The sequence below is a fragment of the Neobacillus niacini genome (assembly GCF_031456445.1).
Lineage (GTDB): Bacteria > Bacillota > Bacilli > Bacillales > Cytobacillaceae > Neobacillus > Neobacillus niacini_I.
The window spans coordinates 46,356-72,782 of record NZ_JAVDUQ010000031.1; the positions used below are offsets into that span (position 1 = coordinate 46,356).

Below are 26,427 nucleotides of genomic sequence, written 5' to 3' on the forward strand. Positions count from 1 at the left end.
TTATCCCCTACCGGTGCCCCTGAACTAGTTGTTAAAGGCTTCTTTTGGTTACTTATTCCATCAACTCATAAGCTATTTGTTTATAACTTCACTTAAATTATAATATTAATCTAATTAAGATCAATACCAATTTATAATTATTTTAAATTAGTATTGATTTTAATATACAAAAAACAATTTGGCCCACTATTAAATTATTAAAATATCTAGCTGTTATTCCTATTCTTTAAAAATTAATGTCCAATTTTTTTCAGGTGAGTGAATATAGACTGATGTACAAACCAAATCAAGCTTTCAACATTTACTGTAATAAGACTGACAAGAAGGTGTCGATTTATGCCTGCAATTTCAGGAAAAGAATATATTGATAGAATCAATTATAATCATGCGGAGATTTGGATAGAGGGAAAGCAAGTGAGTGGCAAAATTTCTGAATATCCTGCATTTGCGGGAATTATGGAAAACCAGGCAAAATTATTCGATCAGCAGCTTACTGTGAACAATATGACCTATACATCTCCCTCCAGTGGAAGTCAGGTTGGTGTTTCCTTCCTTGAGCCGAAAACGAAAGAAGATTTAGCCCTTAGAAGAGAAATGATCCAAAACTGGGCCAGAACAAGTGCAGGAATGTTGGGACGCTCACCGGATTATATGAATACAGCGGTAATGGCTTTTGCTGCGGCTGCATCCATTTTTTCGGATTCCTCTAAACCATTTGAGCAAAATATGCGGAAATTATATGAAAATGCACGGGAAAGAGATTTAACTTTTACCCATACGTTTATAAATCCCCAGGTCAATCGTTCTCAAACCTATTCAGAGGATTCTGCGCAAGTGATTTCGGCTAAAACCATCAAGCAAAATAAAGATGGTATTTTTATTAAGGGTGCACGCCTTTTAGCAACACAAGGCGGGATTACCGATGAAATCCTCGTCTTTCCGACGCATATGGCTGCAATCAACAAAGATTTTGCCTATGCTTTTTCTGTTCCTAGCAACACTCCGGGACTTAGATTCCTCTGCCGTGAATCTTTTCGTTACAAGGAAAGTCATTTTGACCATCCTCTCGGCTCTCGATTTGATGAAATCGATACGATCGTTGTATTTGATGATGTTTTTGTGCCTTGGGAGCGTGTCTTTTGCTATCAAAATCCCGAGGCTTCCTATAATATTTTTGCCGAAAGCAGCTTTTATCCGTTAGCAGGGCATCAAGTAACAGCACGGAGAGTGGTCAAAACCGAATTTATTTTGGGTGTCGCGCAAATGCTTGTGGATACGATTAATGTTGGAGAATACCATCATATCCAGGAGAAGGTTAGTGAGATCATTGTTGGACTAGAAACGATAAAGGCTTTGCTGCTTTCCTCCGAAATAAACGCCAAATTGGATAAGTGGGGAACAATGGCTCCCGATTTTACCTCCTTAAGTACAGCGATTATCACGTATTCACGCCTTTATCCGAGGCTTTGTGAAATTTTGCAGCAAATTGGGGCAAGCGGTCTGGTATCGATTCCAACCGAAGCGGATTTCTCATCAGAAATAAAGGGAGACCTTAACCAATATCTGCAAGCTGCAAATGCTGATGCACTTGATCGTGTAAGACTTTTTCGCCTGGCTTGGGATTGTAGCATGAGTTCCTTTGGAACAAGGCAATCCCTATACGAACGCTACTTTTTCGGAGACCCTGTCAAAATGACAAGTAATATTTACCAAACTTACCCACGCGAACAATCGATTGGATTCGTGAAGGAATTTTTAAAAAATCAGTAATCCCCCCAAAAAATCATCTAAAAAAACAAACCCCACGAAATGGGGTTTGTTTTATCGTTTTTATGCTTTGTGCACATTTACTGCTTGTGGTCCACGTTGGCCATTTTCAATATCAAACGTTACTTCTTGACCTTCGTCTAATGTTTTGTACCCTTCGCCTTGAATCGCGGAAAAGTGAACAAATACATCATCCCCACCTTCACGCTCAATAAATCCAAAGCCTTTTTCACTGTTAAACCATTTTACTTTACCATGTTCCATTTCTTTTGTAGCCTCCTAGCATTTAGCCAATACATGTTATTGCAAAATATACTTGCTAGAATAGCTTTTCCCAAAAAAATTATTTTTAAACCAAAATCACCTATTTTGAAAAACTTTTATTTTTTTAGCGCCCATTTTCGAATGGCTTTGGCCACTCCGTCTTCATTATTGGCTGCTGTAACCCAATCGGCCGTTTCTTTCACAATTTCCTGTGCATTTCCCATTGCCACACCAAAACCAGCTTCTTTAATCATCGCTATATCATTTAAACTGTCCCCGCAAGCCATGACATTCTCCATATCAATTCCAAGACGGTCGCAAACAATTTTTAATCCCTTTGCCTTATTGATTCCGATAGGGTTGACTTCAATATTTTTAAGAGTTGAGTTGCTCAGCTCAAATTCGCCTTGTGCTTGAAGCTCTTTTTTAATTAGTTCTCGAATTTCATCGTCATCTATATCAAATCCAAATTTTAACCATTCAAAGCGATGAAGATCTTCTGGCATATCATTAAACCAATTTCCTTCCGTGCTGATTGCCCAAAATTTTGTACTATGCTGTTTTGACAATTCCCACATCCATTGGATTAAGTCCGATTTCATTAAATTTCTTTCCACTATTTCACGCTTGTCATCCCAGATTTCACTGCCATTTACAGTTACGAGAAAGGATGTAAGCTCAAGTGAATCTGCATGTTCCTTGCATGTTCGTAATGAACGCCCTGTACTTAGGACAACATAGATTCCCTTTTCCTGTACTTCCTTTATTGCCTCTCGGTTTCCTTTGGAAACTTCCCCCTTGTCATTTAAAAGGGTTCCATCCATATCAAGGGCAATGAGTTTGATATCATTTTTATTATTATCCATTTTTTGTTATGTACTCCTTCCACACTTTATTGTATAAGATTAACACCTTTTATAGGTGATTTTCAAAGTATGGATATTCGGGTTTGATTAGTTTACATAATATTTTTATAGAAAATAATTAAGTTTAACAAAACATTCATACATTCGTACTTTATTTTTTTATACAATATACTTATCCTAATAGAAAGGTTGTGAATTATGTTAAAAAAACCTCGCCTCGTTCCATATGACTTAATCATTTTGAGGTCGTTAAATGCACGTATGGATTTAACAGAAAAAGATAAAAAAGCCTATTTATACAAAGAAAAAGGCTTTGAAGGTGAAGTGATGTTTGACAAATTAACAGTGGAACTGAATAACGATTGTTATATTTTAAATGATTTATTATTTGAGTTAAACAACACTGAGTTCCAAATCGACTCTTCCATTGTCTTTCAAGATACACTTAAATTTTTCGAAGTGAAAAATTATGAAGGTGATTTTTATTTTAAATCTGGCCGGTTCTACATAAAAAATGGCGACGAAATTAAAAACGCACTGAACCAGTTAGAACGAACCGAATCTTTATTCCGCCAACTTCTCCACAGTATTGGTTATAAAATATCAGTGGAAGGATATGTAGTATTTATCAACCCCGAGTTTTCCCTTTACCAAGCTCCCCTAGACAAGCCCATTATTCTTCCAACACAGCTTAATCGATTAATAAGAAATTTAAATATGACGCCTACAAAATTGGATAAAAGACATACGAGACTGTCGGATGAATTGATTGCATTACATAAACCAAAATCACGCTATACTCTTGTGCCGCATTATGAGTATGGTCAGTTAAAAAAAGGGTTTGTATGTGGTACATGCCATTCCTTATCGGTGTCTGTTGAAGGTAATAAATTAGTCTGTGGGATTTGCAGGGAACAAGAGGATCTCGATTCAGCGATAATAAGGAGCGTAGATGAACTAAGGATGCTTTTTCCTGATTTAAAAATTACCACTAGTTTGATTCAAGAATGGTGTAAGGTAATTGAATCTAAAAAGATGATAACTAGAGTTCTTAAAAAACATTTTAATATGACCGGCTATGGCCGATGGACATTTTTTGAGTAATAATTTTTTAGAAAAAGCACAGCTTTCGAATGGCAACCGGTAGTTTAGATTTTTTCGGAGGTTCGGACGTATAGATTTCTTATATGCGACCAGGATTCTATTTTGGGCTCTGTCTCGGTCGCATAGAACCTTGGTACGCTACCTTGACCTCTCTTTTTTTACTATAATGGTCGCATAGACCTCCTCTATGCGACCCAGATTCTGTTTTGGGCTCTGTCTCGGTCGCATAGAACCTTGATACGCTACCTTGACCTCTCTTTTTTTACTATATCGATCGCATAGATCGCCTTTATGCGACCAGGATCCTATTTTGTGCTCTGTCTCGGTCGCATAGAACCTTGGTACGCTACCTTGACCTCTCTTTTTTTACTATAATGGTCGCATAGACCTCCTCTATGCGACCCAGATTCTGTTTTGGGCTCTGTCTCGGTCGCATAGAACCTTGATACGCTACCGCGACCTCTCTTTTTTTCCTTAACCAGTCGCATAGATCGTCTTTATGCGACCAGGATCCTATTTTGTGCTCTGTCTTGGTCGCATAGAACCTTGATACGCTACCGCGACCTCTCTTTTTTTCCTTAACCAGTCGCATAGATCGTCTTTATGCGACCAGGATCCTGTTTTGGGGTCTGTCTCGGTCGCGTAGAACCTTGATACGCTACCTTGACCTCTCTTTTTTCCTTAACCGGTCGAATAGATCGCCTTTATGCGACCAGGATCCTATTTTGGGCTCTGTCTCGGTCGCATAGAACCTTGGTACGCTACATTGACCTCTCTTTTTTCCCTATATCGGTCGCATAGACCGCCTTTATGCGACCAGGATCCTATTTTGTGCTCCGTCTTGGTCGCATAGAACCTTGGTACGCTACATTGACCTCTCTTTTTTCCCTATATCGGTCGCATAGACCTCCTCTATGCGACCCAGATTCTGTTTTGGGCACTGTCTCGATCGCATAGCTCCCCATTTAAATCAAATCCAATTAGAAAAGAGCCTTAAAATGACTCTAAGACTCCTTTTACTACCTATTGCTGTTGAAATTGAACTCGATGAAGGTTGGCAAAAATCCCTCCTTGTTCAATTAATTCATCATGTCTTCCTTCCTCTGCAATCCCATCTTCCGTTACGACGATGATTCTATCAGCATTTCGAATCGTTGCAAGCCTATGTGCAATGATCAAGGTCGTTCTGTTTTTAGCGAGCTCTGTTAAGGCTTGTTGGATAACTAATTCTGTTTCCGTATCTAATGCAGAAGTTGCTTCATCCAAGATTAAGATAGGCGGATTTTTCAAGAACATCCGGGCAATTGCAATCCGCTGCTTTTGTCCGCCGGAAAGTTTAAGTCCCCTCTCGCCAATTTGGGTTTTGTACCCATCAGGGAGAGAAGCAATGAACTTTTCAAGATGAGCGCGACGTGCCGCTTCATAGATCTCAGCATCCGTTGCATCCCCTTTCCCATAAGCAATATTTTCCCGTAAGGTTCCGGTAAATAGAAACACATCCTGCTGAACGATTCCGATATGTGACCTTAATGACTGCTTCGTCATATTGCGAACATCAACACCATCAATTGAAATACTGCCTTGGTTTGGTTTACATCATAAAAACGGGGTATCAGCGAACAAATCGTTGTTTTTCCTGCTCCAGAAGGACCAACAAAAGCCACCGTCTCCTTTTATTAGGAATACTCGAATTATATGGAATATTTGTTAACATTTTCGAGAAAAAAGACACCTGAACGAAAATTCAAGTGTCTCCCATTAATGATGGTGGTGATCATGGCTGCCTTTTGATGGGTTGGTTATCAGCCATTCTTCTTTTGGCAAATGGAAAAATTGAATCCAGACCCCGTCCAAATATTCATTGCCTTTTTCGAGAATGAAATCAATCTCCTTATCTGATTTCACTACCTCATCCTTTTCAGTTGGAGTATCCAGCATTAAATCATAATGGGCATGATCCCCGTGCATATGGCTGACATATACTCGAACCATCTTCCCTTGTGCTTCTTCTTGTTCCAGCATCTCTTTCAATGCTTTTGCTGCATTTCGATTAATTTTGACTTTCATAATTATCCTCCTTTTCCATAATCACTTATTTTTATTATCTCATTTATCATTAAAAATAGACACTTTTTATCCACAATTTCCCACAAATTCCGTCACTTTCTACCCCTACGTCAAAAACTTTAACAAATTTGTCACAATTATTTTCAAAAACGTATGTAAACATCACAGACAGATTGATAATATGTCTGTAAGAAGAATTACTCTAATTTACAAAATGCCACCAACCCAAGTTAAGAAACCATGAAATGTATCAATAGTTCACAATATTTAAAGATTAGTAGGGTTGGATCTTGTCCAATATTGTGAATGGATTCACACATTTATTTGTGAAAATATGAACAATTTTATTGAAAGGAGCGTAAAAAATGTTTAAAAAGGGTTATTTGATTCCCCTATTAGCTTTTTTACCAGTATTATTTTTAAGCGGCTGCGAGCCAAACATGGTTGTTTTTCAACCAAAAGGCCCTGCTGCAAAAGAAATTTTGGACCTGATTAACTGGTCACTAATTTTCATGGCACTTGTTGTAATTGTTGTTATTGGCTTGTTTGTGTTTATTGTGTGGAAATATCGCGCAACAGATAAAAATAAAGATTACGAGCCACCAGAAGAACATGGCAGTACAAAATTGGAAATCACCTGGACTGTCATCCCGATTCTGATTGTTATTGCGCTTACCATTCCGACGGTTAAATCAATTTATAATCTTGAAAAAGTTCCAAAAGGCTATGAAAATAAAAAGCCAATTACGATCAATGTTACTTCTGCAGATTGGAAATGGATCTTTAGTTATCCGGACCAAGGAATTGAAACGGTGAACTATTTGAACGTACCAGTTGGTACCCCAATTAAATTTAAACTTACATCAGCGGGTACGATGAACTCATTTTGGATTCCTGCTTTAGGCGGTCAAAAATATACAATGGCAAAAATGGAAACTCAACTTTACCTTGTAGCTGATCAACCTGGTGAATATATCGGTAAAAACACAAACTTTAATGGAAAAGGCTACGCGGGAATGGAATTTACCGTGGAAGCCCAATCACCACAGAAGTTTGAAAAATGGGTGAAGGATGTAAAGAACACTGCGCCGAAATTATCGGAAAAGAAATATATTGAACTATTAAAACCATCAAACTTAGGCCGTCAAACCTTTTCAAACACGCACCTAGCCTATGTTGATCACGGTGACATGCATTCGAAAACCTACACATTCCCTGAATTGTACAGAAATCACGACTACCCAGGGAAAATTTTTAAAGAACCTGATAACCATGAAATGCACATGGAGGGTCAGGCAGAAGGAAAGTCAATGGATATGAAAGATATGGATATGAAGAACATGGACATGAGTGGAAATTCCAATGGAGGTGACCATAGTGGACATTAAGTGGGATAAGTTTTTTATTACCGGAGACCCTCTAATCTTAGGCTCGCAAGTTGCAATTGCTTTAACCATGATTGGTATTGTTGTAGGGGTAACCTATTTTAAAAAGTGGAAATGGCTGTGGCAGGAATGGTTCACAACTGTTGATCATAAACGGATTGGGATTATGTATATTCTTGTCGGAGTACTCATGTTTTTCCGCGGTGGAATTGACGGGTTATTAATGAAAGCCCAAACCGCTACCCCAGATGGAAAAATTCTTGATGCACAGCACTATAATGAAATTTTCACAACACACGGCGTCATTATGATCCTGTTCATGGCTATGCCGTTCTTAATCGGATTAATGAACGTTGTTGTTCCTTTGCAAATTGGTGCACGTGACGTTGCCTTTCCGCAATTGAATGCATTAAGTTTCTGGTTAACTTTTGCCGGAGCGATGCTGTTTAATATTTCGTTTGTTATCGGTGGTTCTCCCGATGCAGGTTGGACTGCTTACTTCCCTCTTGCAGGAAAAGAATTTACTCCTGGTATTGGGAATAACTTTTATGCCGTTGCCATCCAGATTGCTGGGATTGGTACATTAATGACGGGGATCAACTTTATCGTCACAGTTTTAAAAATGAGAGCACCAGGCATGACGCTAATGAAAATGCCAATGTTTACTTGGACATCTTTCATCGCATCTGTGATTATTTGGGCTTCCTTCCCTATTTTCACTGTTGCTCTTGCATTAATGACATTTGACCGGATTTTCGGAACGCACTTCTTTACCGTTTCAGGTGACGGTAACCCAATGATGTGGGCGAACCTGTTCTGGTTATGGGGACACCCGGAAGTATATATTGTTGTTCTTCCAGCGTTTGGAATGTTTTCAGAGGTTATTTCAACCTTCTCTCGTAAAATGCTGTATGGTTATAAATCAATGGTTTTCTCGATTGTTGGTATCGCCCTTTTAAGTATGCTTGTTTGGGTCCATCACTTCTTTACAATGGGTGCAGGGCCTGCAGTTAACTCGATTTTCTCGATTACAACGATGATGATCGCTATCCCTACTGGGGTTAAAATGTTTAACTGGCTGTTTACAATGCGTAAAGGACGTATTCAATTTACAACAGCAATGCTTTGGGCATTAGCGTTCGTCCCATGCTTTCTGATCGGAGGCGTAACCGGGGTTATGCTTGCAATGGGTGCAGCAGATTATCAGTATCATAATACACTGTTCCTAGTAGCCCATTTCCACTATGTATTAATTCCAGGTGTCGTATTTGCAGTATTCGCCGGACTTTACTACTGGTGGCCAAAAATGTTTGGTCATATGCTGAACGAAAAGCTTGGAAAACTTCATTTCTGGTTCTTTGTAATTGGTTTTAATATGACCTTTATGCCAATGTTCTTCCTTGGCTTAGACGGTGCCGTCAGACGTGCTTATACGTACTCTGCGGAAACAGGCTTTGGACCATTGATGCTCGTTTCTGCGATTGGTGCAGGAATTCTTGCGATCGGCTTTGGTTTCTTATGTTATAACATTTATTGGAGTGCTCGCTATGCGGACCGCAATATTTCAAGCGATCCATGGGATGCTCGTACACTTGAATGGGCTACAGCTTCCCCTGTTCAATTCTATAATTTTGCAAAACTACCTGAAGTGAAATCAATTGATGCCTTCTGGTACATGAAGAAACACAATGAAGGTCTAGAGTTAAAAGAAGATGACTTGGAAGAAATTCATATGCCAAACAATTCAGGTCTTCCAATTGTGATGGCAGTTGTCATGGGAATCGCAGGATTCTTCCTTATCTTTGAATGGAAAATTGCTGCCCTAGTTGCCTTGTTAGGCATCTTTGCCTGCTTGATTTTCCGTTCCTTCGACTACAAGGATGGCTTCCATGTACCGGTTGATGAAATTAAAAAGACGGAAAAAGCATGGAGAGATCTCCAAAAAGGAGTGAAGAAAAATCATGTCAGTTAATGTAAATACAGCTCTGCCGCTTGAATATCAAACAGAACAAAGCCGAATGAATATCTTTGGTTTCTGGATTTTCTTAGGTGCCGAAATCATTCTTTTTGCGACACTTTTTGCTACCTATGCTGTTGTAGACCACCGCTATGCCGGTGGTCCAACCCAACACGAGCTTTTCGAAATGAAGGGAGTTATGATTGAAACCATCCTCCTTTTAACCAGTAGTTTTACATGCGGTTTAGCCATTTATGAAATGCACCGCGGAAATAAAAAAGGATTATTAATGTGGATGATTATTACCCTCCTCCTTGGTGCCGGTTTCGTTGGGATGGAAATTGAGGAATTTATCGCCTATGTACATGAAGGCGCTACTATGCAAACCAGTGCCTTCCTTTCAGGATTCTTTGTCCTCCTAGGTACACACGGATTGCACGTAAGCATGGGGATTGGCTGGGCAACCATGATATTGATTCAAATTGCGAAAAAAGGATTGACTCCAGTAACCGCCCGCAAGGCTTTTATTATCGGCCTTTACTGGCACTTCCTTGATGTCGTTTGGATTTTTATCTTTACATTTGTGTATTTAAAAGGGATGGTGGCTTAATATGGAGAAACATTCACATGGTACACCACTGACACAAGTATTAGGATTTGTTTTTTCATTAGGTTTAACCTTTGCTGCATTGTTCGTTGCCTTAAAAACCGGGTTATCGTTCAATGCCATCATGTGGATTATCGGCACACTCGCAGTGATCCAAGCAGGTCTGCAGCTGTTTATGTTCATGCACTTAAGAGATGGCGAAGACAGTACAGCACAAACGATCAATGTCATTTACGGAGTCTTTATCGCCGTTGTAACCGTTGCCGGATCGATTTGGGTGATGTCGTTCGGTGGTATGTAAGGTATTTATGTAAAAAACTAGTCTATGCAGACTAGTTTTTTTATTATAATTTCTTAACTTTTATTGGACTTACCATTAAAATGGCCAGAAGGATGGTAATCCATGGATTGGTATAGGTAAACAATCCCATTCCAGCTAATGGCAGACCTGCTGCTGGTATTGGCAGCCCCTTAAAATACCCAATAGTTGGTTTGACACTAAACCTTGCCAGTCTTAACGCTCCCATAGTCGGGAAAAGAATAAAGGCCAATGAAGTCAAAATGGATGGTGCTGCGATCGAATGAAAAATAAGAGCGGGTGCCACTCCGAAACTGACAATATCCGCCAACGAGTCCAATACCACACCAAGTTCACTGTTAACCTTTAATTTTCTGGCAACTCGTCCGTCGAAGAGATCGAAAACAGCTGATAAAAAAATAAAAATCGAGGCGATTCCTATATAGCCGCTCATATTAAAAGTGATGGAAAAAACACCGCATAATAAATTTCCGATCGTAAATAAATTGGGTATGGCTTTGACAAGATGATTTACCAACTTCCTCCCCCTTACATTAAGCAATTCTCCTCTTATGTAGCCTTTTCTTTCTTTTTCTTCATTATTCACTTTTAGATGGAAAAAAATATTTCCATTCATTTATAATCAACTATTCCGAGAGCAGAGATTGTACATATATTGATAATATGAAGAAAAAGGGAGGCAAATTCATTTTGAATCGTCTATATCCGGTTCGCTACTTAGGAAAGTTCAAAGAAGGTTTTTCCAAACCGCAATTATTTTTAATGAGTGATGGCAAGGAGTATCTTGTTAAATTTAAGGAAAACCCCCAAGGAACAAGAGTACTCGTAAATGATTGGGTTGTCGGTCGACTAGCACAGTTATTAGGACTGCCTGTTGCACCTTTTGAACTGACTTATTTTTCAAAATATGATTTTAAAAAGTTCTCCGACCTTTACCGATACGGCTTTAAACCGGGGCATCAATTCGCTAGTAAGTTACTAAAAGATTGCACTGGACTTTGGGAACCCCGCAGTAATGAAAAAATAGTTAATATTGATACCTTACCTGGTATTATTGTTTTTGATTATTGGGTAAATAACACTGATCGGGATACTGGAAATGTGCTTTTAGAAAAGCTTTCTGATCATACAAATTATCTTCATTTAATTGATCATGGACTTTGTTTCCCAGGGTATGCAAACTCAATTGAAATGTTGAAACAAGTCCCTAGAAACTTACTCAACCAAGCTGCTCATACATGGGCGGTTTCTCAGATTGAGAATCCTAAGTCACTCTTAAAATTTACAGAAAAAGTCCTTGCACTTCCTTCTGAGAAAATCTTATCGGTCATTAACACCATTCCTGACGACTGGGATGTGTCTTCTTCAGAAAAAAAAGCATTGTACCAATATCTCCTCTCTGCAAAAAAAGCACTTCCCTTTTTAATTTTGAAATTTATCGATAAATATTTCGATAAAGATGAATCAGATGATTAAAAAGACAAAAGAAGTACATTTCAAGTGAAACGTACTTCTCTTTTTTACTACTATTTTTTGGGATTCTTTCGCTTATTCCTTACTAATTGATAGCTTAGAGTAAGCCCGAATTATAAATCAAATGGCATTTTATAATTAAATAGTTTTACAATAAAAAAGGTCTCGTTTGAGACCTTTTTAACAACAGTTACTAGCACCTAATAAAACTAATCCTACACCATCATTATTTTCTTCCTTGTCTAATATTAATTCATCAGTTGCAGGAACTTGTGAATCAATTGCCACTCTAATTCCGTTAATGGTTTCAATTTGATCAGATTCTAGTGGTGGATCTAACGATAATGCAAACTGTGGTCCGCAGCAACCTGCAACGGCGTAAAGGCGAATCCCTTCTGCACCATTTTCACTTAAAATATTTTCTAATAATTGTTTTGCTCCGTCTGTAATTTTCATTTTTTGTTCCCCCATTTTCTCCCTTATGCATCAGGAAATATTCTTTTTAAAGCTGCTTTCATTTCAGGTTTTACATTAATTAATGGTCGAGCGTTATCCATTAATTCAGGGCCCATAATGCCATAGACAAACCCAGGGAAGTTCTCTAACCTGGCTGGGTGCCTTCAATACCAAGTGGCTTCATGTTTGCTCTTGCTAAATAAATAGTTGCTGTTAAACCTGCAGGACCTGTTCCTAGAATAACGACTTTTTCCATACTGTTCCCCGACCTTTGTCAATCAATAAACTTCTTTAACTGATTATATCCTGTTTTTTCTTCACTCATTAAAGAAACAATTGCACATTTTTCGGTCAATTCAATAGTAACCTTTTGTATCCATCCTTCTTCGGCCTGTGCTCTACCTTTTAAAACAGGATCTTTTGTTTCAGTAGCATAAAGACTTTGGTTAATTACCCACCATTTAGGGGTTATATCCGCACGTTTTAAATCATCCTGTAATCGACTGGCTTCTAATACTGGAGTAGCCTCTGCTAATGTTACAATAACAACGCTCGTTTCTTTCGGATTCCTTAAGCGTGGCAATAACATTTTTACACTCTCAGGTATCTCCCCTGTTGAGCGAGCCAATTCTTTATGATAAGACTGAGCAGCGTCTAAAAGGAGTAATGTGTGGCCAGTTGGAGCTGTATCGATTACAACGATTTCATCCTCTGAACGAGCCACAACCTCTGCAAAAGCACGAAATACAGCAATCTCCTCCGTACAAGGAGAGTTTAAATCTTCTTCTATATACGCAAGTGCTTCTTCATCAAGTTCATTACTTACTTTCGATAATACTTCTGCTTTGTAAGCCTCAACTTCATCTGACGGATTGATACGACTGATGGTTAATTGATCCTTCAACTCGCTATTTCGAAAAACAAACTCTAAATGGGCAGCTGGATCAGTAGTGGTTAGATGTACTTTGTGCCCTTTTTCGACTAATCCAACAGCGATTGCAGATGCCATTGTGGTCTTTCCAACACCACCCTTACCCATTGTAAAAATAACTCTTGTATTGTTAAGAGAAAAGTCATCAATCACTTTATTTAAACCAGGTAGAGATACAGTCTCGCCTTCAACATCTGACTGTTTAGCTGGTATTGTATACTGTTTAAATAAATAACGTAAGTTTTGAACACCTGTTAAAGAGTAAGAAACAAACGGCAAAGAATAAGTTGGAACCTGTTTTAGATCATCAGGCATTAACTTAATGGCATTACGTTGTCGTTCATAAAAAGAAGACGAAATTTTATCTTCAGGTAGATAGGATTGTAATAATCCGTTAATGATTAGAGCCTGATTTGATATACCAATTTCTTTTAATTCTTTTGATGCACGATTTGCTTCTTGTAAAGATGACTCATCAGGTCTTGCTACAAGAATGAGTGTTGTTTTTGTTGAATCAGAAAGTGCATCCATTGTAATGGAATACATTTGTTTCTTTTCAGATAACCCAGATAAAGGGCCCAAACAAGATGCACCATGTGTGTTTTCTTCCAAAAAGCCACTCCAAGCGGTTGGCAATTGAAGAAGCCGAAGGGTATGACCAGTAGGTGCTGTATCAAAGATGATATGCTCATAAGCATTTACAACTGAAGGATCTGCCAGTAAATTTGTAAATTCATCAAATGCAGCAATTTCTACTGTACAAGCACCTGACAATTGTTCCTCCATGGTAGCCACTACTGCGTCAGGAAGTTTCCCACGATATGGCCCAATGATTCTATCTCGATAAGTCCTTGCTGCTTCTTCAGGGTCAAGATTACAAGCTGATAGATTCGGTACATTTGGTAATGCGATCGGAGTGTTCGATAACCCAATTTCCAATACATCCTGTAAGTTAGAGGCAGGGTCTGTACTAACAAGTAACACCCTCTTCCCCTCGTCCGCTAAAGTGACAGCAGTTGCACAAGCAGTCGAAGTCTTCCCTACTCCACCTTTTCCTGTGAAAAATAAAAACTTGGTATTCACGATCATTTTCGTATTGAAAGATTGAAACATAATTTTCACTTCTTTCTTATTTCAATGGTTTTAAATCAATTTTCAGACGAACTTTTGGTTTTTGGGTTAGATCCTCAGCTTTTACTCCAAACCACTCAGCCATTTCATCGTTTGATGGATATTTACCTTCCTTTACTACTTTTCCATCTAATAATGTGATTGGAAGTGAATCTGGGCCTTTTTCATGAAGAACTTTGTTCACCGCTTGATTTTCAGCAAAAATAGCTGGTTCATTCGCAAGATTAAATCTTTTAATGTCAAACCCCTTATTCTCTAATGAATAAACAGCCGATGCCATTCTTGTTAACTCAGGGTCAACACTTGGACCACATACTCCAGTTGAACAACACATAGCTGGATCAAAAATTTCTACTTTACTCATGAAACACCCTCCTAAAATATGTTGGAATATAAGTAATCGCTTATATAAACAGTAAAGGTGAGGCCAAGAGTTTAGATACTCTTGGCATATTAATCTTACTCGCCAGTTTCAGCAAAACGTTTAATACGATCTCCGATTTCGTCACGGACACGTTGGAAGAATGCCCATTTCTCTTCTTCAGTTCCTTGAGCTTTTGCTGGGTCATCGAATCCCCAGTGAACTCGTTTTACACTTGGTGGTGTAACAGGACATTTATCAGCAGCATCACCACAAAGGGTTACAACTAAATCAGCACTGTTTAAATATTCAGGATCGATAAGATCCGAAGTTTGATTTGAAATGTCAATTCCTGCTTCTTTCATTGCTTTTACAGCATTAGGGTTCAATCCATGTGTTTCAATACCAGCACTGCGAACTTCCCATTCATCACCTAAGTGCTTTTTTGCCCAACCTTCAGCCATTTGGCTGCGACATGAGTTTCCTGTACATAAGAAGTAAATTTTCTTTTTGTTTTCCATGTTGATTTCCACCTTTATTATTAGATTTAAGCTACATGTTCTTTAAAGTATTTTCGTTTAAACCTTAATGCCACGTTAACTAACGCAATCATGACAGGTACTTCCACAAGTGGTCCAATTACAGCTGCAAATGCTGCACCAGAATGGATGCCAAATACACCAACAGCCACAGCAATCGCTAATTCAAAGTTATTACTTCCAGCTGTAAAAGCAAGAGTTGTCGTTACAGGGTAGTTCGCACCAATCTTCCTTCCAAGGAAGAAAGAAACAAAGAACATTAAAACAAAATAAATTAACAAAGGAATTGCTATACGAACTACGTCTAGTGGCAAGCTTACAATTGTATCTCCTTTTAATGAGAACATGATAATGATCGTAAAAAGAAGAGCCACTAACGTAATAGGACTTATTTTAGGTATAAACACTTTTTCATACCATTGTCTGCCTTTTGCCTTTACCAATGTAAAGCGTGTGACCATTCCAGCAATAAAAGGTATTCCAAGATAGATAAAAACAGATTTTGCTACTTCTAACATTGTAATGTTTACGACTGCCCCTTGGATTCCTATCCATTCAGGAATAATGGTTACAAACACATACGCATAAACGGAGAAGAATAGCATTTGAAAAATAGAGTTGAACGCCACTAAACCCGCTGCATATTCCGTATCCCCTTTTGCAAGGTCATTCCATACAATAACCATTGCAATACAACGAGCTAAGCCAATCATGATTAGACCAACCATATACTCTGGTTTATCAGGTAAAAAGATAATAGCTAATAAAAACATAAGAATTGGGCCAATGATCCAGTTTTGTACAAGCGATAAAACCAGGACTTTTACATCTTTAAAGACTCGCCCAATCTCCTCATATCGGACTTTGGCCAACGGAGGATACATCATTAAAATTAATCCAATAGCAAGTGGAATCGATGTGGTTCCAACTTGCAAACTGTTCATTCTTTTTACAAAGCCAGGAAAAACGAATCCCAATCCAATACCTATTGCCATTGCAAGAAAAATCCAAAGAGTAAGGTATCGATCCAGGAACGATAGTCGTTTCTTTTCTGTAGTACTCAATGTTCTCACTCCCCATTTATAATAAAACTAACAACCGCATTGAAGTGTAGGGTTATTTTTTTCAATCATTTTGATTTTCTCTATCTGGTCAGGTACATGCTCTAAAATATCTTCTATAAGTCCATACATTTCACTCTGCTGATTAAGGGAATAGTAAATCCACTGTCCCCTTCTTTCTTCTTTAACCATCCCTGCATCTTTTAATTTGCGTAGATGCTGGCTAATTGATGGCTGACTCATATCAAACACTTCAAGAAATTCACATACACAACATTCTCGTTGTTTTAAAATACCAACGATGGTTAAACGTGTTTTATCGCCTAATAATTTTAAAACATTAGCCGCCCTCTCCAAGTCTACTTTTGATTTCAACATGGCATACACCTTCTCGTATTATATAAGTAAATAATTATTTGATTATTTAAAAGCTGTAAAATTATATAGTTTTTAAATTTTTTGTTGGATTAAAGAATATTATTCATATAACGGATTTCTAATTGGATTCTTGACTTTTAAATCAATATATAACTATTTGCTTATATATTAGAACAATAAACAATTGTTTTCAAGTCCATTAATGTAAAGTTATTGTAAATAAAAAAGATTAATTACCGTAGCAATTAATCTAATCCTTTGAGATTATAATATTTTCTCCATTGCCATTACATCAACGAATTTCCCATCTAAAATTCCATGGTTTTTAAATATCCCTACCTCACGAAATCCCATTTTTAAGTATAATCCTTGACCTAATTGATTAAATGGGAATGTGAACAGTACCATTTTATGAAATCCATTTTCTTTGGCTTGAGATTCAAGCTCAACTAAAAGCTTTTTTCCAATTCCCATTCCTCTGAAATCCCTTGAAATATATACGGAAAGATCGGCAACTCCATTATAAGCACAACGATTATTGTATTGGTTTAGCGATGCCCAGCCAACAATTTGTCCCACATGTTCCGCAACAATTACCTTATAACGGCCTTTATGCTTATCAAACCAATCCTTCATGTAAGAGTAATCTTTAATTTCAGTTTCTAGAGTAGCAATTCGATCCTCGATTCCTTGATTGTATATTTCTAAAATAGACAGGATATCCGATTCCGATGCCTTATGAATAATATTGCTGGATTCCATAGTAAAACCTCCCCATACACAAATGAATATCCTATAAAATTCTCTAAATTATTTCAGAATCCTTGTTAAGCATCCGTTAGTTTAAGTACATTCTTTCACAAGCTTATATTTTTTCCTAACTCCTTTTTTGCAGTAAATAATTGTAAGCTATTTTTATTCGAACATGTAATATTATTTGTGGGGGTACACTGGATATTGTACCCTTATATTTTTATATACAATTTGTACTACAATTTTACCTAAAAAATTGACCAAAATCCCTTTACATCAACAAAAAATGGCTATCAAATTCATATACAAATTGATAGCCATTTTATATTATATTTTCAATGTTTGTGATAGGAAACAGAACCAGTTACTATTTAGGTTCACTGTTTTTTATTATTATTTCTTTTCTTCATGAAATGAAAAACCATAAATACAACATACAAAGGCAGAGCAACATATAAAACGTATGGGAAATCTGGATGCTTTTTCTCAAATACCAAATAGAGAACAATTACCATAAACAACGTAACAATTGTCCCATATTTAGGTATTGGTACTTGTTTTAAAGTTGGTATTTTAATTTTACTGACCATCAGGAAGCACATTGCAGTAAAAACCGTTGCAATCGCCACATCAGGGAGGTGTAACAAGGTTAAGAGTGCCAATATACCTCCAGCAGCAGTAATTGGAACACCTGTAAAGTATTTGTCTCCCTTCTTTGTGTTCACATTAAAACGAGCTAATCGAAAAGCTCCAAACAAAGGAAATAAACCAGCTATACAAAATCCGAGAAACCCATAACCTGAAAAATTTGTACAATATGCTAAAAATGCAGGGGCAACCCCAAACGAAACTACATCTGAAAGAGAGTCCAATTCACGACCGAGTGCTGAATCGGCACCTAATAGCCTTGCTAGCCTTCCGTCCATAGAATCCAACATCATACCTATTAAAACAAATACAGCTGCACTTTTATAATGGTGTATGGCAGCAAATCCAATAGATAAAAAACCACAATATAAATTACCTAATGTAAACATGTTTGGTATTGCTTTTTTTATCATAAAATCGTCACTTTCTTTAAAATTTTATAAATCGAATTAGAAAATTAACATCCATTATTCGGTAAAGAATAACGAATTCATACGCATTAACTTATAATTTTTGACCAGCCTCTTTGAGGTTTTTGACCATTAAAATTGGGCGAAATATCGAATTACCTAATAAGCACAAGAACAAATCGTATTTCGACCAAATTATATGTACCTATAAAATATCGGCAAGGGAATCTAGTTCCTTCCCAAGCTCACTTTCGACATTTAGCATCCGGGCAATCCGCCCATCCATACTATCGAGCATCATCCCAATCAGGATAAGTATAGCCGCATTTTTATAATCCCCGAGCGCTGAATACATGACGGATAAAAATCCAAAAAATAAATTTAAAAGCGTAAAAAGGTTAGGAATACTGTTTTTTATAATATGTATCACTCCAAACTTCAAAAAACATTTCAATTATTATGTGTATGCTTCCTATTATACCGCTTTTCTTTATAAAATTGAAAAACCCAAATAGCAGCTGACAGCCAAAAACCACTTGCAAAATACCCCCCAACAATATCACTTGGATAATGGACGCCTAAATAAATCCGGCTTATACCAATTGCAAAAATCATAAAACAACTAACAATGATTAAAATCGTTCTTCCTATTCTGGTTGAAATATGGCGCCAAAATAAGAAGGCAATAACACCATAAAGGGCAAAAGCACTCATCGCATGTCCACTGGGAAAACTAAACCCGCCTATTTCAATCAAACGGTGAAGGTTAGGTCGTGCTCGCTGAAAAAGATGCTTTAAAACACCATTTAAAATTCCCGCACCGCCTATGACACTTGCAAATAAGATAAGTTCCAAACGGTGATGCAATACTTTATAGAGAAAAAACAAAAGGACAAGAGATAGAATGATAACAACCTTTGTGGAACCAATAAAGGTAAAGAATTTCATTACCTCGGTAAGACCCGGCGTTTCGAGTCCTTGAACCGCGGTAATGACCTTACTGTCAAAATACCTTATTTTCTGATCACTAATTAGGAGGGAAATAATTCCAAATCCAATTACACTCACTAAGCTAATGATAAAGGCACTGAATAAATATTTTTTAATATTCATGGGCATTACTCCTTTATGATAGAAAAAAGAGGTCCGGCATGAACCTCTTGGTTTTTCTACGTTTCTCTTATGATTTTGTTTCAACCGCAACATCTTTTTTTGAGAATACAAATAGCTTTTGCCCAAAATAATTTAGCACAGTATACAATCCAGTCCCAACAAGGACCGCAAGATCGGTTCTTATTTTTTCGCTAAAGAAATGATTTGAAATAAGGACGGTCGAAACTAATTTTGTTGCTAAATCATAAGAAATAAAATAGCAGCACAAAATGACGATAATAAAGCGAATGGCGCTTTTTGAAACAGCATGATGACTTTTAAATGTAAAGCTTCTATTTAAAAAGAAGCTTACAATCGCTCCAATGGAATTACCAATGAAGGTTGAAATCCAATAGGATAAGTGGAACGCATGTAAAAGAAGATACATGACCGATAACCCAACAATCGTATTCAAAATCCCTACGATGATAAAGCGAATAAAAGAATATTTCATACCTGCTCCTAATGACCGACTGCTTCCGTTATTTGCTGATCTGTTAGGCAAACGGAGAAGCTGTCTTTTTCAATCGAATACCTTGGCCGTTTTTTCACTTCAAAATATATTTTGCCAATATATTCTCCAATAATACCTAATCCCATTAGCTGCAGCCCGCCCACAAACCAAATGGAGATGACTAGTGATGTCCAGCCTGAAACAGTGTGTCCTAAAAGGTCTTGAATAAGTGCATACACTCCCGTAAGGATACTAATAAACATCGCCAAAAACCCAATAAAGGTGACAAAGCGGATTGGTGCTACACTAAAGGAAGAAATGCCATCGAAGGCAAAGGCAAGCATTTTTTTTAACGGATATTTGGATTCTCCTGCGAACCTCTCCTTACGATCATAGTATACCTTTGTAGAAGAGAATCCGACAAGTGGGACCAAGCCGCGCAAAAAGAGGTTCGTCTCTTTGAATTTAAATAATTCCTCAAGTGCCCGTTTACTCATAAGCCGAAAATCTGCATGATTAGGAACTAATTTTATCCCAATTCTCTCCATAAAACGATAGAACCCGACAGCAGTGGTTCTTTTAAAAAAGGTATCTGTTTCCCGGCTTTTTCTCACTCCATAAACAATATCGTACCCTTCCCAAAACTTTTCAAGAAATGCTTGGATTACGTTAATGTCGTCCTGTAAATCAGCATCAATGGAGATGACACAATCCGATTGCTTCGCTGCTGTTTCAAGACCTGCGATTAATGCATTTTGATGTCCGACATTTTTAGCAAGCTTTAAACCTTTAACAAAAGAATTATGTTCACTTTCACTCTCGATTAACTCCCATGTCCGGTCCTTGCTGCCATCATCCACAAACAATAATTTACTTTCCCTTGAAATAAGCGAGTCAGCGATTAACACTTCCAATACATAAGATAATTGGGTAGATGTTTCCATAAAGACTTCTTCTTCATTATAACAAGGTACAACGATGGTTAATACCGGTTTATTCATAATAAGACTCCTCAAACCAGATTATTTTACTTCATAAAGATAAATTTTCCAGGCAGAATCCTTTTGGTTAAATGCCTTTTTAAATTCCAGCTTGTTTTCTTTTGCGTTTAGAATGGGAACAGCCGAGAAAATATATTTTCCTCCCATGCTTTTCAGTACCTTTGTATTAAGCTCGAGATGATGGATTTTGACTTTTGAATCCTTTGTAAAATCATATTTCTTCCCTAATTCGGAAACAAAAATATAACATCTGCCGCCCCAATGGTCGAAATAGGATTTTAATGTTGGACTCTTATCCAATTCTTTTGCAATAATTTTTCGGAACTGATGCTTGTACGCTAATGGATAAAAGTTATTATACGTATCCAGCGTATAGAAACCATTGTATTGAGAGATATCCGGATGGATCCCAATACTGACAACACGGTAGCTGTTTTGCGGCTTACCAATGTATTTTTTAATATCGGAAAATTGAGTAGTTGCATAAAATTGTTTAAATGTCGGCGTTCCTGCCACCCGATAATAGATTTCATTATTTGCCCCAAAAACCACAAGGAGCTGTGCAACCAAACATATTTTCACGAAGAGTTTCCAGCGTTTGCCCATCCGCCATAAAATATAGGCACCAACGGCAAACATCAGATAAATAATCAATGGCCTTAAAAAATGAAAGCGAGAAAAATTAAAGGTATTTAAAAAGGTAACTCGGTCTTTTAACGGTATCCATCCTTTATAAAACCAAAAAGCATACCAAACGGATAGAATAAAATTCAAAATAAATAAGGTAATAAACCGTTTTTCTATAAGACCTTTCTGTTTATTCTTAATGACCCAAATCACAAGAAAGGAAAGTGGAACAATCACAAATGTATGAAGGGTCATCACATGTGTATGACCAAGAAAATAATTTTTGAAAATTAAACGAATCGTAACCCAGAAACCATTTGTCGATTCAAAAAATTCATTCCGATTTGTCGGTGCATCCGGAAAAACTAAAGAATACACCAGGCGATACTCGATTATTAAATACATAAGTGTCATAGCAATAATGCTGCCAAGGAATACCCAGTTTACCTTCTTCTTTATTACTACATCCCGCAGCCAAAGCAGCCCAATGGCAGTTAGAAAAAAGAAAAATCCAAGTACAAAACTTGAATAAAAAGGCAGCAGAATGAGCGTGAGCCACTCCTTCCAGGAGTACTTTCTCTCTCTTATATTTAAGAAAGCCCAAAGTGCTAGAGGCATCCCGAGGGTGCTCAGCATTCCCGAAGGCCAAAATGGAGTTAATGCAAATGAAAGCGAAACATAGATGCGGATTAAATAGGCCTCTTCCGCCTTAACAAAATGCCTTTTTAATAATAGGTACATACCCAAAAATGCAAAACTCCTTGTAATGGCTTGACTGATTGAAAAGGCAAGCATGGACGGAAACAAATTATGCAGCCACTGAATCCCACTGAATTCTGTTCCAAATGCATTTCTTGGTAATCCATTAATGATTTGCGGGATAACCGAGTTTATTCCGCCAAACAGTTGCCCGCTATCATTGAGCACTTTATACCAAGCAATATTCGAGTCCAAATTATCATGAACCCGAATATGTGAATTTTCACCTAAAATAAATAATGGTGATAAATAAAGTGCTAATAAAAAGGCTGCAAAAAATAAATGCTGTTTTTCTTTACTCAAAGTTGTCCAAAATTTCTTCATTTTTTCACCGAATCTTAAATCACATAGTTCTATAGAGTGATATCCCTTTCTATTTTTTGTAATTTCCATTTATATTGACGATAAAATGGGTAAATTTGGTTTCAAATAAAACAAAAAAATTTTTTAAAAAGTAATCCGCTGATTCGAAAGGATGGGTTTACCCCATAATTCGTCGACTCTTACAGATTGAATTCCTTTGGCTTGCATCTCGGATAATACCTCCTTCAATGCATTAATCGTGTTCATCGGAGCATCAAAATCCGCACCGGGTGTATCACCACAATCATGCAACAGGATAATATCGCCATGTTTAATTTTTTTAAGCAGTCTTGCCTTTATTTTTTCAACACCGGGATTTTCCTTCCAATCTCCCACCATTACAGACCAAAGGATAATTCGATAGGATTTCAAAAGAAAGAAATCAAACAGATTCATTAACCCCCACGGCGGCCTGTAATAAATGGGCTTTGTACCGGTTATACCGTTAATTACCGCTGCACTGTAATCAAGGTCACGGCGGATTTTCCAAGGCAAAGTGAACCAGTTTGAGCTGTGGACATAATTATGAATTCCGATTAAATGCCCTTCCTGATGCATGCGGAGAATAATCTCCGGATAGAGTTCCGCTCTGGAACCTACTACAAAAAAAGTAGCTTTGATATTAAATTTGTTTAATAAATCCAGCAATAAGGGAGTATAGAATGGATCAGGACCATCGTCAAATGTAAAGGCAATTTTTTTCGATTTATGATTATGCCGATAAACACGCCAATTCAGTCCAAAAGACAATAGATAAGGGATAATGGTATAAAGGAAGATGGCCAGAATGAGAACGGTTAAAATTGTATACATAGTTTATTCCCCCCTTGCCGCACAACTTTAATAGAAAATAGTTTAAATACTTTCCTGCAGTCCTAATAATGGATATAGTTCGTTTTTACAACGATTAATGGTTTGAACGATTGCAACAACCGCATCAATGGTTGATGTTTTTGATTGAAATTTCTTTGACCTTTGTTTCATATAATCTAACGGTCTTCTATCCTCTAAAATTACTTGAATTTTGTTTATTAAATTTTCATCACTCTTAGCTAAAATGGCTAATCCTGATTCTACTAAATAGCGGGCATTGTCCTCTTCCTGCCCTGGGAGAGGCCGGTATAAACAAATTGGAAGATCCATTGCCATTGCCTCGGTTATTGTAACCCCGCCAGGTTTCGAAATCATTAAATCAGAAATTGCCATCAACTCATGGACATTCTCCCAATATCCCAAAGTAAGGAATTTGTGTTTGAAGAAATGCTCAACTTCCCGCAGTTGTTTTTGTAATTTATGATTTCTTCCACATACAACAATAACCTGAATGGATTCTTGAAGGTTTTCTAAAGCATGAAAGGTTGACAAGCCTTTTCCAAAAAAACCATCCCCTCCACCCATGATAAGCAAGGTGAATTTTTTATCACTCAAACCATATTTTTGTGCTAATTTTCCCCGATGATGAATCTGGTGAAATTTTTGCCGAATTGGTATACCTGTAAAGGTAATTTTATCACCCGGAATCCCATGGCCGACAAGTCTGTCCCTAACCTGTTTTGATCCAACAACATATTGGTCGGTATAGGGGTGGATCCAGTAAGAATGGTCGGTATAATCGGTAATGATGGTTACAGAAGGAATATCGACATAACCTTGCTCTTTTAAATTCGACATAACCCCTGCTGCAAACGGATAGGTGCTCACCACAACAGCGGGTTTTGTTTTCTCAATCATATCAAGCAATGCCTTCATCCCCATCGATAAAAGAGCATTCAATTTAACTGAAAATGTGCTTTTTACGCGCGTTTTTTGATAGAAAAAACTATATAACTGTGGAAACTTTTTAATGCTTTGTTTATACACATAATTGCTGATCGGGTATAAATGGGGATGAATCCATTTCATCACATCTAAAATGACCGGTTCTGCATTTGGAAGCGTCATTTCAATTGCTTCACCAATGGCATTGGCAACTTGTTTATGTCCATCTCCAAATGTGGCTGAAAGAATGAGAATTTTATCTTTTACTTTATTTTCCATATCCTAACAACTCCTTATTTGTGATAGGAAACTAAAAACTATTTTTCCTTTCTTATGAGTGTAGTATTAATGATCTTGCTTTCAACTTTTTCATAAATACCGATTAAAAACTCAATGAACTGATTAAATTTTCCCAAGTGTGCTGCGAGTAAATGTACCACAGTAGCACCTGCCACTCCAATGACCATACCGGCAATGACATCTAATGGATAATGAACCCCTGTCCAAACACGGGATATAGCAATTCCCGAGGCTAAAATCAGCCAAATCCAGCCATCCCGTTTTCTCCATAACCAAATTGACATCGCAATCACAAATGCTGCGGTAGCATGATCACTTGGAAAAGAGGCATTCCTTGCATGCGAAATTAACATGACTACATGATGGGCAGCAAATGGCCTGGTACGATAGTATAAGTCTCCAATGATCATGTTTATGGCTAATGAAAAACAGGCTGCGATGCAGGCAGATACAACCATTTTCCGATTTTGTTCCTTATGATAAAACCAATAAAATAGAATTCCCGCAAAAAATAAATACTCTGCTTTTTCAGCTAAAAGGACCATGAATGGATTCAAAAATCGGTCGGTAATGGCTAAATGATTGACCCACTGGAAAGCTGTATAATCTAAATGTGTTAACATTCTCGTTCCCCACCTTTAAAACACTTTTTCCGAAATGATATAGAATAAGAATAGACTACGAGGCTAAATTTTTTATGAAGCAATTATTAATTCTTTATTAAATCTACCTATTTTAAATAGGCTGTTTTCGTAAACTTTGTTGCTATTAAACAAAAAGAGAGAAGAGGTTGATTTCCGCTCCAGGATGCTCGCGGAAAGCGAAGTGCCTGGAGCGGAAATCGACAGGCAAATTTAACAGAGCCTTTTTGTAAAAAGAAAAATCCCCCCTATACAAAGTAGGAGGAATTAAATATAAGTGGTTTAAGAAAACCCTTGAACCATCTGACTCGGCGAATGCCGAGAGTCTATTTAAGGTAATGGAGGTGATGAAGTTTGACGTGGCTTATTTTCGCACTTTTATCTGCGGTATCTGCTGCTTTCGTTTCGATTTTTGGAAAAATAGGCTTACAAAATATTGATGCCAATACGGCAACCGCTATTCGAGCAATCGTAATGGCAATCTTTTTAATGGGTATTGTGATGTTTGAGGGGAATCTCAATAAAATCCCTGTTATTTTGCATGATAAAAAGGCTATTTTATTTATCACTTTGAGTGGTATTGCAGGTGCTGCTTCGTGGTTATTTTATTTTTTCGCATTAAAATTAGGTAAGGTTTCACAAGTGGCTCCTGTCGATAAATTAAGTGTGGTCATTGCAACACTGTTGGCCATTTTCTTATTTGGGGAAAAGCTGAGTCTTATGAATGGGATTGGGGTGGCTTTGATTGCTATTGGGGTTATTTTGACGGCGTTTCATTAAAATAAAAAAGTAAAGGCAGTCTAAAATGTACCCTTTGTAAAGGACATTTAAAAAAAGGTTAGGCAGTCTTAAGAAGATGATTTCTGTATTGAACAGGGGTCATCTTTTTTAGGTT

27 protein-coding genes and 3 pseudogenes are annotated in these 26,427 nt (G+C 37.4%); 8 read left to right on the forward strand and 22 right to left on the reverse strand.

Features of this window, described 5'->3' with window-relative positions; genetic code table 11:
- Positions 1 to 336: 336 nt before the first annotated feature.
- Positions 337 to 1,770 (forward strand): 4-hydroxyphenylacetate 3-monooxygenase, oxygenase component, encoded by a 1,434-nt coding sequence (gene hpaB, locus J2Y67_RS21085; RefSeq protein WP_310177249.1) that lies wholly within the window; start codon positions 337 to 339, stop codon positions 1,768 to 1,770.
- A 60-nt stretch (positions 1,771 to 1,830) separates the two neighbouring features.
- Here the strand turns inward: hpaB and J2Y67_RS21090 are convergent, their stop codons facing one another.
- Positions 1,831 to 2,031, reverse strand: a complete 201-nt coding sequence (locus J2Y67_RS21090; protein WP_310177251.1) for a cold-shock protein — start codon at positions 2,029 to 2,031, stop codon at positions 1,831 to 1,833.
- A gap of 116 nt (positions 2,032 to 2,147) precedes the next feature.
- A complete protein-coding gene (locus J2Y67_RS21095; protein WP_310177253.1) occupies positions 2,148 to 2,897 on the reverse strand; it encodes a Cof-type HAD-IIB family hydrolase in 750 nt (249 codons plus the stop codon).
- Between the two features lie 198 nt (positions 2,898 to 3,095).
- On the opposite strand from J2Y67_RS21095, the gene J2Y67_RS21100 reads away from it, so the two are divergent.
- A complete protein-coding gene (locus tag J2Y67_RS21100; protein WP_310177255.1) occupies positions 3,096 to 4,001 on the forward strand; it encodes a nuclease-related domain-containing protein in 906 nt (301 codons plus the stop codon).
- 1,023 nt (positions 4,002 to 5,024) lie between these two features.
- Here J2Y67_RS21100 and J2Y67_RS21105 read toward each other — a convergent pair.
- Both J2Y67_RS21105 and J2Y67_RS21110 read right to left on the reverse strand, forming a co-directional pair.
- A pseudogene (locus J2Y67_RS21105) lies at positions 5,025 to 5,671 on the reverse strand (ABC transporter ATP-binding protein); the annotation flags it as partial.
- A gap of 88 nt (positions 5,672 to 5,759) precedes the next feature.
- Entirely contained in the window at positions 5,760 to 6,068 is a 309-nt protein-coding gene (locus J2Y67_RS21110) for an iron-sulfur cluster assembly accessory protein (RefSeq protein WP_310177257.1), read from the reverse strand.
- A 365-nt stretch (positions 6,069 to 6,433) separates the two neighbouring features.
- On the opposite strand from J2Y67_RS21110, the gene qoxA reads away from it, so the two are divergent.
- The 4 genes from qoxA to qoxD are packed head-to-tail and all read left to right on the forward strand — an operon-like array spanning position 6,434 to position 10,318.
- Positions 6,434 to 7,456 (forward strand): cytochrome aa3 quinol oxidase subunit II, encoded by a 1,023-nt coding sequence (gene qoxA, locus J2Y67_RS21115; RefSeq protein WP_310177258.1) that lies wholly within the window; start codon positions 6,434 to 6,436, stop codon positions 7,454 to 7,456.
- A complete protein-coding gene (gene qoxB / locus J2Y67_RS21120; protein ID WP_026575262.1) occupies positions 7,446 to 9,425 on the forward strand; it encodes a cytochrome aa3 quinol oxidase subunit I in 1,980 nt (659 codons plus the stop codon). Before qoxA ends, qoxB begins: the two co-directional genes overlap by 11 nt.
- Positions 9,415 to 10,020, forward strand: a complete 606-nt coding sequence (gene qoxC / locus J2Y67_RS21125) for a cytochrome aa3 quinol oxidase subunit III (RefSeq protein ID WP_310177261.1) — start codon at positions 9,415 to 9,417, stop codon at positions 10,018 to 10,020. The genes qoxB and qoxC overlap by 11 nt, the downstream gene beginning before the upstream one ends.
- 1 nt (position 10,021) lies before the next feature.
- Complete coding sequence (gene qoxD, locus J2Y67_RS21130) at positions 10,022 to 10,318, forward strand: cytochrome aa3 quinol oxidase subunit IV (protein ID WP_310177263.1); 297 nt, start codon at positions 10,022 to 10,024, stop codon at positions 10,316 to 10,318.
- A 43-nt stretch (positions 10,319 to 10,361) separates the two neighbouring features.
- Here the strand turns inward: qoxD and pssA (J2Y67_RS21135) are convergent, their stop codons facing one another.
- Positions 10,362 to 10,853: a CDP-diacylglycerol--serine O-phosphatidyltransferase gene (gene pssA / locus J2Y67_RS21135; RefSeq protein WP_310177301.1), complete on the reverse strand. Its 492-nt coding sequence runs from the start codon at positions 10,851 to 10,853 to the stop codon at positions 10,362 to 10,364.
- Between the two features lie 146 nt (positions 10,854 to 10,999).
- On the opposite strand from pssA (J2Y67_RS21135), the gene J2Y67_RS21140 reads away from it, so the two are divergent.
- On the forward strand, positions 11,000 to 11,812 hold the full coding sequence (locus J2Y67_RS21140; RefSeq protein ID WP_310177265.1) for a HipA family kinase: 813 nt from the start codon (positions 11,000 to 11,002) through the stop codon (positions 11,810 to 11,812).
- A gap of 177 nt (positions 11,813 to 11,989) precedes the next feature.
- Here J2Y67_RS21140 and J2Y67_RS21145 read toward each other — a convergent pair whose 3' ends face one another.
- From J2Y67_RS21145 to J2Y67_RS21225, 17 genes and pseudogenes are all read right to left on the reverse strand, one after another.
- Positions 11,990 to 12,265, reverse strand: a complete 276-nt coding sequence (locus J2Y67_RS21145; protein WP_310177266.1) for an adhesin — start codon at positions 12,263 to 12,265, stop codon at positions 11,990 to 11,992.
- A gap of 86 nt (positions 12,266 to 12,351) precedes the next feature.
- A pseudogene (locus J2Y67_RS21150) lies at positions 12,352 to 12,521 on the reverse strand (thioredoxin-disulfide reductase); the annotation flags it as partial.
- 18 nt (positions 12,522 to 12,539) lie between these two features.
- The gene (gene arsA, locus J2Y67_RS21155) at positions 12,540 to 14,309 is read right to left on the reverse strand and encodes an arsenical pump-driving ATPase (protein ID WP_310177269.1); all 1,770 of its coding nucleotides are present in this window, start codon (positions 14,307 to 14,309) and stop codon (positions 12,540 to 12,542) included.
- A 16-nt stretch (positions 14,310 to 14,325) separates the two neighbouring features.
- A complete protein-coding gene (arsD, locus tag J2Y67_RS21160) occupies positions 14,326 to 14,691 on the reverse strand; it encodes an arsenite efflux transporter metallochaperone ArsD (protein ID WP_310177270.1) in 366 nt (121 codons plus the stop codon).
- Between the two features lie 95 nt (positions 14,692 to 14,786).
- Entirely contained in the window at positions 14,787 to 15,209 is a 423-nt protein-coding gene (arsC, locus tag J2Y67_RS21165) for an arsenate reductase (thioredoxin) (protein WP_310177272.1), read from the reverse strand.
- Between the two features lie 26 nt (positions 15,210 to 15,235).
- The gene (gene arsB / locus J2Y67_RS21170) at positions 15,236 to 16,291 is read right to left on the reverse strand and encodes an ACR3 family arsenite efflux transporter (RefSeq protein ID WP_310177274.1); all 1,056 of its coding nucleotides are present in this window, start codon (positions 16,289 to 16,291) and stop codon (positions 15,236 to 15,238) included.
- Between the two features lie 27 nt (positions 16,292 to 16,318).
- Positions 16,319 to 16,666, reverse strand: a complete 348-nt coding sequence (locus J2Y67_RS21175; RefSeq protein ID WP_310177276.1) for an ArsR/SmtB family transcription factor — start codon at positions 16,664 to 16,666, stop codon at positions 16,319 to 16,321.
- Between the two features lie 264 nt (positions 16,667 to 16,930).
- On the reverse strand, positions 16,931 to 17,428 hold the full coding sequence (locus tag J2Y67_RS21180) for an arsinothricin resistance N-acetyltransferase ArsN1 family A (protein ID WP_310177278.1): 498 nt from the start codon (positions 17,426 to 17,428) through the stop codon (positions 16,931 to 16,933).
- A 368-nt stretch (positions 17,429 to 17,796) separates the two neighbouring features.
- On the reverse strand, positions 17,797 to 18,480 hold the full coding sequence (gene pssA, locus J2Y67_RS21185) for a CDP-diacylglycerol--serine O-phosphatidyltransferase (protein WP_310177280.1): 684 nt from the start codon (positions 18,478 to 18,480) through the stop codon (positions 17,797 to 17,799).
- Positions 18,481 to 18,685: 205 nt separating this feature from the next.
- Positions 18,686 to 18,904: pseudogene (locus tag J2Y67_RS21190) on the reverse strand (CDP-alcohol phosphatidyltransferase family protein); the annotation flags it as partial.
- 23 nt (positions 18,905 to 18,927) lie between these two features.
- Positions 18,928 to 19,590 carry a phosphatase PAP2 family protein gene (locus tag J2Y67_RS21195; RefSeq protein ID WP_310177283.1) on the reverse strand — a complete coding sequence of 221 codons (663 nt, stop codon included), beginning with the start codon at positions 19,588 to 19,590 and terminating at the stop codon, positions 18,928 to 18,930.
- Positions 19,591 to 19,657: 67 nt separating this feature from the next.
- Positions 19,658 to 20,083: a GtrA family protein gene (locus tag J2Y67_RS21200; RefSeq protein ID WP_310177285.1), complete on the reverse strand. Its 426-nt coding sequence runs from the start codon at positions 20,081 to 20,083 to the stop codon at positions 19,658 to 19,660.
- A gap of 8 nt (positions 20,084 to 20,091) precedes the next feature.
- Positions 20,092 to 21,084: a glycosyltransferase family 2 protein gene (locus J2Y67_RS21205; protein WP_310177287.1), complete on the reverse strand. Its 993-nt coding sequence runs from the start codon at positions 21,082 to 21,084 to the stop codon at positions 20,092 to 20,094.
- A gap of 21 nt (positions 21,085 to 21,105) precedes the next feature.
- A complete protein-coding gene (locus J2Y67_RS21210) occupies positions 21,106 to 22,794 on the reverse strand; it encodes a DUF6044 family protein (RefSeq protein ID WP_310177303.1) in 1,689 nt (562 codons plus the stop codon).
- Positions 22,795 to 22,917: 123 nt separating this feature from the next.
- Positions 22,918 to 23,646 (reverse strand): polysaccharide deacetylase family protein, encoded by a 729-nt coding sequence (locus J2Y67_RS21215; protein WP_310177289.1) that lies wholly within the window; start codon positions 23,644 to 23,646, stop codon positions 22,918 to 22,920.
- 42 nt (positions 23,647 to 23,688) lie between these two features.
- On the reverse strand, positions 23,689 to 24,870 hold the full coding sequence (locus J2Y67_RS21220; RefSeq protein WP_310177291.1) for an MGDG synthase family glycosyltransferase: 1,182 nt from the start codon (positions 24,868 to 24,870) through the stop codon (positions 23,689 to 23,691).
- Positions 24,871 to 24,908: 38 nt separating this feature from the next.
- Complete coding sequence (locus tag J2Y67_RS21225; RefSeq protein WP_310177293.1) at positions 24,909 to 25,514, reverse strand: undecaprenyl-diphosphatase; 606 nt, start codon at positions 25,512 to 25,514, stop codon at positions 24,909 to 24,911.
- Positions 25,515 to 25,886: 372 nt separating this feature from the next.
- On the opposite strand from J2Y67_RS21225, the gene J2Y67_RS21230 reads away from it, so the two are divergent.
- Entirely contained in the window at positions 25,887 to 26,312 is a 426-nt protein-coding gene (locus J2Y67_RS21230; RefSeq protein ID WP_310177294.1) for an EamA family transporter, read from the forward strand.
- Positions 26,313 to 26,427: the final 115 nt, after the last annotated feature.